The sequence below is a fragment of the Neobacillus drentensis genome (assembly GCF_036962765.1).
GTDB lineage: Bacteria > Bacillota > Bacilli > Bacillales > Cytobacillaceae > Neobacillus > Neobacillus drentensis_C.
In genome coordinates this window covers 6,403-15,234 of sequence record NZ_JBALOS010000098.1, presented here as the reverse complement: position 1 = coordinate 15,234, position 8,832 = coordinate 6,403, and the positions used below count along the sequence as shown (strand labels likewise).

Sequence of the window (8,832 nt, the reverse complement as noted above, 5' to 3'; positions counted from 1 at the left end):
CCATGGGATTTTCATACATCCTCATATGGCCCGATTCTTTTATTAATGATTGCTTAATATTGGCCTTGCTGACCGAAAATGTTTTTTCTGCTGGGATGATTTGGTCTTGTTCACCTGCAACTAACAGAACAGGCAATGTCGAGGATTCTAATACTCGGTTTCGGTCTGGCCGGTCTTTCATCGCATGGAGGGTATCGATCGCGCCTTGTGCGGAAGTAGAATAGCCTATTTCCATTGCCGTCCCCACATAATTCTCATCTTGGTTTTCCGGAGAAAATAGTTTCGGTACCAAGCCGTCGATTAACGAATAAATCCCAGACTTATTTATTTTTTCAATATTAGCTACTCTGCCTTTTTTCGCGTCCTCCGAATCAGGGAATGCGGTGGAATGAATCAAAGAATAACCATTTAATTGGCTGCTGTACTTTTCGGCAAAGGCCAATGTGATGTAGCCGCCCAATGAGTGACCAAACATTGTTACCTCAGATATACTTAATGCATCCAGCAGTTTTTTCACTTGATCCGCTATATCCTCAATCGAACTGCTGCCCTTTAAAGGCTCTGACTGCCCGTGTCCAGGAAGATCGGGAGCAATCACCCTGTATTCAGTTGATAACGCTGGGATAACAAACTCCCAATAACTAGAACTACCACAAAAGCCATGGAGAAGAACGATTGTTTTCCCTTTCCCACTATCTATATATGCCACCGATGATTCTTGAACCATGAGTTTCTTCATTTCCATACAGGCATCACCCCAGAGTTTGTTCAGCTAATTTGCTCTTCGCTATTATCGTTGCTTAGTAATATTCTTTTATTTGGGATTAGTGTTAAATTTGATTTTTTCAATAAATATTCTAAGTGATCAATTGGCATGGAACCATGACCTTTACTATCTGCAAGTGTAAATTGAACTGTAACCCCATTATAACTTTTGACAGTTAAGGATTCAGCTGAATTGAAAAAACTTTTAACCCCTTGCGATATTTGATATTTTGTACCTTCTTCAATTAACATTACATTGCTCCTTTTAAAATCTTATTCATAAGTAGTATGCCAAGAAAGTTTTTATACATACATAATTTTCCCAGTTGAAGTCAATGAAAATAAAAAGAGAGATTAATTAATCCCTCTTGGACCCTGCATATTACTCTTCCTCGTCCATCATTTCATCAAAAGCTGTTGAAACTTTGTCGAACTCTTCATCACTTTCAATGGCGGAAAAATCACCGTCTTCATCTACCTTCAAGAAAAAGATATCAATATCTTCATCCGTTTCTTGTTTAACATCTTCGGCAAATCCGACAGCCACATAGTCATTTCCTTCAATATTTATTACCCCTAGCACTTCAACTTCTTGTTCTTCATCGTTCTCATCACTGATAGTAAAAATTTCGCCTACTTCAACTTTACTCATCTATACGTTCCCCTTTCATATAAAAAGTATGTTCTTAAGACAGTATCCCAAAAAAGAATGGGTTTAATTCGAAAACATATAATTCGAAAACATGTATTTCCACTATATATTCGACAAAAATCTTATATAATTAGTACATAATGCTTTCTAAGGAGAATCCCAATGAATCAAAAAGAGTTAGAAGAAAAGATTATCGAAAATTATCGTGGCGAAGAGAATATGATGATTCTTGTATTTGCTCAATGGTGCGTGAATCATGATCTAGATCCGGAAGAGCTTTATTTGCGAGCCTATCCGAATCAGGGATCTAACCCTGCATTACGAGAGGCAATTGAGCTAACTGTACCTAAAGAAGAAGCTGGAGAAATCGGTGACCAAACGCTGCTTGGTGTGTTATCGTTGTTCGGCAATGATGATCTTGCTTTTGTTGTTACAGAAGAAATCAACACACTGAAAAAATAAGTTTTGTGCCATTTTTGAGTAGTTTTGTGCCAATTTTGGCTGGTTTTGTGCGGATTTTTAAAGTTTTGTGCTATTTCTCATGAGTTTTGTGCCGATTTCAAGGTGTTCTGTGCAATTAGACATTTTTTACCAACAAATAGGGCTGATATAGTAAAAAAGCAGACATAATCCCAAGCTTATGTCTGCTCTTTAGCATATTAATAATGATACTCTCTATTAACGGGTGAAGGCTTAAGTAAGAAATCCTTTAATGCTTCTTTATTAGCTTCCAAATTTATTTCAAGGACTGCGCCAGAATGCGGATACGTTTTATTTACATAGCTATTTTGGACCGGAATCCGTAAACTATCGATGTTCTTAATCGGATAAAAAACCAGTTTAGATAAAACTGATAAAATCTCTCCTTTATCCATGTCTGAATCCACATGATTTAAACTTTCCTCTACAAAATCCGGCAGAGCTGCTAACGACTCAATATGACTAAATTTATTTTTCAATTGTTCCTTTACCTTGACGATCACTTCCTGTTGTCGTTTTACTCGGCCAAAATCACTTTCGGCATCATGTCGAAAGCGGACATATTTTAACAATTCTCTTCCTTTCAGCGCATTCTCTCCAGGTTTTACGTTCATCTTGAAATCATCAATCATCTTCTGACTCACATTGACGGTGATTCCTTCCGGTGCAATAAGGTCAATAAAGTTAGCAAATCCTTCAAAATCAATAGAAATGGAGTGATCCACTTTCATTCCGAAATTTTGATAGATCGTCTTCTTCAATAATTCATTACCACCGATAAAGTATGCCTTATTGAGTTTGTCGTAACCTTTAGAATAGCCAGGAATTTTGACATAACTGTCTCTCATCAAACTAATTAACTTGATATTACCTTCTTTAGGAACATATTGGGCTATTATGATGGCATCAGAGAAAGATTGAGGTTCCCCCCTTGAATCACTCCCTATTAAAAGAAAATTCATCATACCTTTTTTATCTTTATGATTAGTACTGTCTTCATTTTGGGATGGTGAAGAGGGTTGAACTTGATTTTGTCCACTTAAATTTCCAGCTGAACAGCCTCCTAAAAAAATAGAAAGTAAAATGATCATGAATATTCTCAAGCTTTTCACCAACTTTCACTAATATTCGATTCAAAATAAAAGTTGCTACCCTGTTAATTTCTCATCTTTTGCTTTTGTTTATTCTTCCTTGGCATTATCTTTCCTTCCATAAACCTTATAATCACAGGATGATTTGCATAAAATTCCCTTTTCTACACATAATAAGAAAAAAATTATTTTGAGGGTGTATCATGAAACCAAATGCAGATCTTCCTTACAAGGAAGCAAACCCACAAAACGATAACGAAGAAGGCTGGCTCCAACGTTTATCAAAGTCAAATGACTTTGTTCATGAGCACACTTCCATTAAAGAGGAGAATCCTTTTTGGCTTTCGTACTATCGGACACTGATTTCATCTGACATCCTTCACCAGGATGTTTTGCCCTTTTTGAATGAGCAGCTATCATTAGAGGAATTAAAAAGTGTTATACCTGTACAAGAAATTCTTTGTACAAATGATCCTAAGGTAATCATTGAAAACCTAATGCGGGGATTCTTGGCACTTCAAAGGCATGAACAAGATGAAGAATGTTTATTAATAAATATTGCTAACAGTAAATTCCGTGATGTTAGTATAGCAATGATGGAATCGTCGACAGTTGGACCACAAGTTGGTTTTATTGAAGAATTAGACACCAATATTAATCTTATTCGAAAACGATTACCTGTCCCTGAATTGCTTATAATCGAAATGAAAGTCGGCGAACTTTCAAAAACCAATGTTGCCGTTATCTATATGGATGGGATTGCGGATCCGGAAAATGTAAACACGGTTGTTCAAAGAATAAACGATGTTCAATATGATCATATCCAGGACAGTGCTTATCTTTCTTCAATGATTGAGGACAATACGAATTCCTTGTTCCCACAATCGATATCAACTGAGCGAGTCGATCGTGTGGCAGCAGGGCTAACAGAAGGAAAAATAATCATTGCAGTGGATGGTTCACCAAATCTAGTCCTTGTTCCAGTTACCTTAATTGAATCGTTTATTGCGATGGAAGATTATAGTTATTCCTGGATTATTGGAAATTTCTTTCGACTCATACGCTTTTTTACTTTGTACATTTCTGGGCTAGCTACTCCCTTGTATGTAGCGATCATGACGTATCATTATGAATTGATTCCTGCCCCATTGCTCGAAACTCTAGTTGGTTCAAGGGCAACTGTTCCCTTTCCTCCTTTTTTAGAGGCTTTAATGTTAGAAATCATGATTGAAATGGTTAAAGAGGCAGGTATTCGTTTACCATTTAAAATCGGGCAATCTCTTGGGGTTGTGGGTGGGATTGTTATCGGACAGGCAGTCGTTGAAGCGGGGTTAACTAGTAATGTATTGCTTATTTTAGTAGGGCTCGGTACCCTAGCTTCCTATACGTCGCCGGTTTATAAATTTAGCAACACTGTTCGGTTTATTAAGTTTCCAGTAATTATTCTTTCCCAATGGTTTGGATTGTTTGGGGTGTTTTTAGGATGGCAATTTACACAAATCCATTTATTACGGTTAACTTCTCTCGGGCGTCCTTATTTAAGCTTATACCCAATGCGATCAACATCCTTTCAAGATCTTTGGTTTAGACTTCCTTTTTCCAAACAGCAAGAAAATCCGACCACTCTTAGACCGCAAAAGAAAAGAAAAGCAACTGGGAATCGAGAAAACCCAGAGCCAGTGAACGATTTTTATGAATAAATCGTAGAGGGGTATTCCAGTGCAAGTGAATAAAAGGCATCAAGTTTCTCCCTATTTAGTTTTCTTTATTATTTATAATTCACAAGTTGGGGTTGGCATATTAGGATTCCAAAGAACTATTGCTGCGAAAGCAGGATATGATGCTTGGATTGGTGTACTCTTGGCAGGGTGTTTAGTTCAACTATTCATATGGATGATGTTTAAACTGCTCGATAAAGCCGATGGAGATATCGTTGATGTCCATTCAAAAGTTTTTGGGAATATTCTTGGTAATTTTTTTAGTTTTATCATTATGATTTATTATTGGCTGGCCAGTGTCTCGGTCTTGCTTGGATATATTGAGATTATTCAAGTATGGATGTTCCCTACTTTACCTTCATGGATTCTAAGTTCATTAATACTTGTATCACTTTATTATTGTGTATCTGGAGGATTTCGGGTTGTTGTTGGTGTTTCTTTTTTGTCATTTATTTTTCCGCAAATCATCCTAATCGTCCTTTATATTTTTCCATTGAAAGCTGCTCATTTTTCCAATTTACTGCCAATCATGAATCATTCTTTTTTGGATATGCTGGATGCAGTCAAAAGTTCTATGTATACGTTAGCAGGAACAGAAACGTTACTCATGTTCTATCCATTTATAAGAGATCCTAAATCATCAAAAAAGTTCGCTCATTTAGCTGTATTGTTTACTACCTTACTATATACGCTTTCTGCGATTGTATCATTTACGTATTATAGTGAAAGACAGTTAAATGAAATCATTTGGCCAGAATTAACTTTAATAAAAATTATCCGGCTATCTTATTTAGAACGCTTTGAATACCTATATATTTCTATGTATTTAATTATCGTTTCAGCATTGATCGCTTTACTATTATGGTGTACTACCAGAGGTCTAAAGAGAATTTTTAAAAAGAAACAAAAGAACTTTTTAATCATTTTAAGCCTACTTAGTGTCGTTATATCTCAAATAATAACCGAACAATGGAAAGAAACACTGGATAAATACGTAACCCAAATGAATTTATGGATCTTTTATGGCTACATCCCAATCCTCCTAATAATTTTCACAATACTAAGAAGGAGAAAACAAAATGGCTAATCGAGCCTTAATAGGAATATGGGTTACTATTTTCTTATTATCCGGTTGTTCTTTGATACCCACCAATATCGTCAATCAAATCAATATGGCGCAGGGGGTAGGATATGATTGGGCCGGAAAGAATATGATAAAAGGATCCATTACCTATCCAATTTATAAGAAGGATCAGCCCTCTACCACTGATGTCAAAATATCCTTAGGTGAAACGAGTAAAGAAATTCGGAGCAAAATTAATAATGAGTCACGGTATCCACTAGTCAGCGGTCAATTACGGGTTGCACTTTTTGGGAAATCACTAGCAAAAAAAGGGATTACTGATGTAGTTGACACCCTAAACCGTGACCCAGCCATTGGCAGTATTATTCAAATGGCTGTCGTCGATGGGGATGCCAGTGAACTACTTAAAATGGAGAAATTCAAAACAGAAAATGTTTCGTTGTTTGTACAAGAAATGCTGGATCAATCCATGAAATCAGATAATCTTCCTGAATCAAATTTACAAACATATTCATTTCAATTTAACCAAAATGGACAGGATCCCTACTTGCCATTAATCAAACAGATAGAAGATAATATTAAAATTATTGGCCTTGCGATATTAAAAGATGATCGATATGTCTTTCCTATTTTTATGGAGGATGCATTCACATTTAAATGTTTAGTTGATAAATATATACAAGGCTTACAGCGTTTCACTTTAGAAAATGGTGAAAGGGTCGTTCTAGATAATCTTCATTCAAAAGCACACTATCAAGTAAAAATAAAAAAAGGCCGACCGGAATTTACGATTAATCTTAAGTTGAAAACAAGGCTTCAGGAATTCACATCTCCCAAGAAAAAAAGGGTAGCATTGGATAAAAAACATATCCAAAAAGATATTGCCGGGCAATTAGAAGAAAACTCAGTAAAACTCATCAAAAAGTTTCAAAAACATGGCGTGGACCCTTTAGGTCTAGGTGCAAAATATAGAGAACAAGATCGCGATTTTAATGAAAAAAAATGGAAGAGATTCTATCCAACAGCAAAAGTTCATGTACATGTAAAGGTGAATATCAAACAAACTGGGACTGTAGATTAATTCTTTAAAATGAAAAGGATATTTTCGAGGAACATGGGCAAAATAATATCAGGGCTTGTAGCTCAAGTGGTAGAGCAACCTGTAGTCCTTCATGTTGACTGCAGAGTGTCTTGTGGGTTCAAATCCCTCCAAGCCCTTTTCTATGTTAACCAATCAAAAAAGGTAAGCCAGTTAAAAACACTGACTAACCTTTTTTTATTTATGTTGCAAGGGCTATTTTAAACATAACCAGTACGGTACAATTTGTTATTTTAACGCAATAGATTCCTTACTATTAAAATGTGGCAGCCACTCTCCGTGTGCCTCTATTAAGTCATCACATAGCGAGACAATGTCATCTATTGATAGTTCAGCAGCTGTATGTGGATCAAGTAAGGCTGCTTGATAAATATACTCCTTTTTGCGTGTCATTGCTGCCTCAATCGTGAGTAATTGAGTGTTAATATTCGTTCGATTCAGTGCGTCAAGCTGCTCTGGGAGATCCCCGACAAAGGTAGGCGTAATACCACTTCGATCGGCAATACATGGCACCTCTACACAAGCTTTCTCTGGAAGATTGCTGATGAGCCTTCCTGTGTTCAATACATTTCCGCCGAATTTAAAGGGGGTATTGGTCTCCATCGCTTCTATAATCCGTGATCCATATTCTTTGGAACGCACATGTACCAAGGATTTGTTATTGACCAGGTTCTCCCTCATCGTTTCCCAGTCCTTGATTTGCTTCTCACATCGGCAGGGATATTCATCAAGGGGAATATTATACTTTTCAATAAGTTCTGGGTGTCTTGATTTAATAAAATAAGGATGATATTCGGCATTATGTTCTGATGATTCTGTGACGTAATAGCCAAACTTATCCATTAGCTCAAATCTAACCATGTCCTTATGTTTCGTTTTTTGCAATTCTCTTGCTCTTCTTTTAATTTCGGGATAAAGATCTTCACCATTTCTCTTTACTTCAAATAACCATGCCATGTGGTTAATACCGGCAATCTTCTCCTGAATACCTTCGGGATCCATACTAAGTGCTTTAAATAAATGTTTCGAACACACTTGTACACTGTGGCAAAAGCCAACAGTATGATTGGTGTAAAACGATTCATTACACCAGTTAAAACCGCCATAGGATTTGTATAGTTTAAGAAAAGCGCATCAGGGCAAACTTCTTCCATATCACGGGCAAAATCAAGCATTACCGGGATGGTTCTGAGATTCCGAAAAATCCCGCCAATGCCAATCGTATCGGCAATTGTTTGTCGTAACCCATATTTTTTAGGGATTTCAAAATCAATAACAGTACTCGGTTTATACCCGCCTACTTGAATAGCATTAATCACATTTTGCGTCACTCAATGCTTCCTTCCTATATTTCGATAGGCTTTTATTTTAATGTTTTTATTTAAACTTTCTTTTAAATTAATGAGCATTCTCTCCGAATCTCTTAAGCGTTGTTCATCGATATCAAATAATGCAAATTCAAAGCCTTCAAGTGCGGGGACAAGCATGCAGTCACCAAGAACATTTTTTGCAAAGACTGTGCTCCCTGCTCCTAAAAACGTAATTTTCGACATGATTAAATCCTCCTAAACTTAAGAGAAGCAGTCTTAGAGTGAACCGATCAGAACTGCCTCAAGAAATATTATTAATCTTTTTCTATTAACATCTTATTTCTTAATATTTTCATTATGCGGATAATTGACAGCGTCTGCCCTTTTTCAAGTGTTAAAGAGATTTTACTGTTCGAAATTCCTTTGTTCTTTTCTAATAAGAGTACCCAATGGCATAATTAAAGGGACTGGCAAAAATTGAACTGCACCTCTATTGTTAGATGCCACTAACTACGAATAATCTTAAAATTAAAACAAGGCTTCAGGAAATTACTTCTCCAAAGAAAAAAAGGGTAGCCATTGATAAAAAAATATCCAAAAAGAAATTGCCGAGCAATTAGAAGAAAATTCATC

Annotated in this window: 9 protein-coding genes, 1 tRNA gene and 1 pseudogene; 5 read left to right on the top strand and 6 right to left on the bottom strand. The window is 36.3% G+C overall.

Annotation, left to right across the window (positions count from 1 at the left end; all coding sequences use genetic code 11):
• The 3 genes from V7137_RS13815 to V7137_RS13805 all read right to left on the bottom strand — a co-directional run.
• Window positions 1–745 (bottom strand): alpha/beta fold hydrolase (locus V7137_RS13815; RefSeq protein ID WP_335698620.1); only part of this gene is annotated, 745 nt, incomplete at its 3' end.
• 23 nt (window positions 746–768) lie between these two features.
• Window positions 769–1,017: a hypothetical protein gene (locus V7137_RS13810; protein ID WP_218349712.1), complete on the bottom strand. Its 249-nt coding sequence runs from the start codon at window positions 1,015–1,017 to the stop codon at window positions 769–771.
• A gap of 130 nt (window positions 1,018–1,147) precedes the next feature.
• On the bottom strand, window positions 1,148–1,417 hold the full coding sequence (locus V7137_RS13805) for a DUF1292 domain-containing protein (RefSeq protein ID WP_335382749.1): 270 nt from the start codon (window positions 1,415–1,417) through the stop codon (window positions 1,148–1,150).
• A gap of 162 nt (window positions 1,418–1,579) precedes the next feature.
• On the opposite strand from V7137_RS13805, the gene V7137_RS13800 reads away from it, so the two are divergent.
• Window positions 1,580–1,879: a hypothetical protein gene (locus V7137_RS13800; RefSeq protein ID WP_335698619.1), complete on the top strand. Its 300-nt coding sequence runs from the start codon at window positions 1,580–1,582 to the stop codon at window positions 1,877–1,879.
• Between the two features lie 197 nt (window positions 1,880–2,076).
• Here the strand turns inward: V7137_RS13800 and V7137_RS13795 are convergent, their stop codons facing one another.
• Entirely contained in the window at window positions 2,077–2,988 is a 912-nt protein-coding gene (locus V7137_RS13795; RefSeq protein ID WP_335698618.1) for an LCP family protein, read from the bottom strand.
• Window positions 2,989–3,191: 203 nt separating this feature from the next.
• Between V7137_RS13795 and V7137_RS13790 the strand changes: the two genes are divergently transcribed.
• From V7137_RS13790 to V7137_RS13775, 4 genes are all read left to right on the top strand, one after another.
• A complete protein-coding gene (locus tag V7137_RS13790; protein ID WP_335698617.1) occupies window positions 3,192–4,688 on the top strand; it encodes a spore germination protein in 1,497 nt (498 codons plus the stop codon).
• 19 nt (window positions 4,689–4,707) lie between these two features.
• The gene (locus V7137_RS13785; RefSeq protein ID WP_335698616.1) at window positions 4,708–5,793 is read left to right on the top strand and encodes a GerAB/ArcD/ProY family transporter; all 1,086 of its coding nucleotides are present in this window, start codon (window positions 4,708–4,710) and stop codon (window positions 5,791–5,793) included.
• On the top strand, window positions 5,786–6,871 hold the full coding sequence (locus V7137_RS13780; RefSeq protein WP_335698615.1) for a Ger(x)C family spore germination protein: 1,086 nt from the start codon (window positions 5,786–5,788) through the stop codon (window positions 6,869–6,871). Before V7137_RS13785 ends, V7137_RS13780 begins: the two co-directional genes overlap by 8 nt.
• Before the next feature lie 51 nt (window positions 6,872–6,922).
• Window positions 6,923–7,008, top strand: a tRNA-Gln gene (locus V7137_RS13775).
• Window positions 7,009–7,117: 109 nt separating this feature from the next.
• On the opposite strand, the gene V7137_RS30685 is transcribed toward V7137_RS13775, so the two are convergent.
• A complete protein-coding gene (locus V7137_RS30685) occupies window positions 7,118–7,846 on the bottom strand; it encodes a hypothetical protein (protein WP_420490128.1) in 729 nt (242 codons plus the stop codon).
• Window positions 7,825–8,376, bottom strand: a pseudogene (locus tag V7137_RS30680) (hypothetical protein). The gene V7137_RS30685 and the pseudogene V7137_RS30680 overlap by 22 nt, the downstream one beginning before the upstream one ends.
• Window positions 8,377–8,832: the final 456 nt, after the last annotated feature.

Bases quoted from the DNA above. Each gene is read 5' to 3' on its own strand.
- V7137_RS13780 (WP_335698615.1), top strand. From the start codon at position 5,786: ATGGCTAATCGAGCCTTAATAGGAATATGGGTTACTATTTTCTTATTA.
- V7137_RS13805 (WP_335382749.1), bottom strand. From the start codon at position 1,417: ATGAGTAAAGTTGAAGTAGGCGAAATTTTTACTATCAGTGATGAGAAC.
- V7137_RS13800 (WP_335698619.1), top strand. From the start codon at position 1,580: ATGAATCAAAAAGAGTTAGAAGAAAAGATTATCGAAAATTATCGTGGC.
- V7137_RS30685 (WP_420490128.1), bottom strand. From the start codon at position 7,846: ATGGCATGGTTATTTGAAGTAAAGAGAAATGGTGAAGATCTTTATCCC.
- V7137_RS13810 (WP_218349712.1), bottom strand. From the start codon at position 1,017: ATGTTAATTGAAGAAGGTACAAAATATCAAATATCGCAAGGGGTTAAA.
- V7137_RS13790 (WP_335698617.1), top strand. From the start codon at position 3,192: ATGAAACCAAATGCAGATCTTCCTTACAAGGAAGCAAACCCACAAAAC.
- V7137_RS13795 (WP_335698618.1), bottom strand. From the start codon at position 2,988: ATGATCATTTTACTTTCTATTTTTTTAGGAGGCTGTTCAGCTGGAAAT.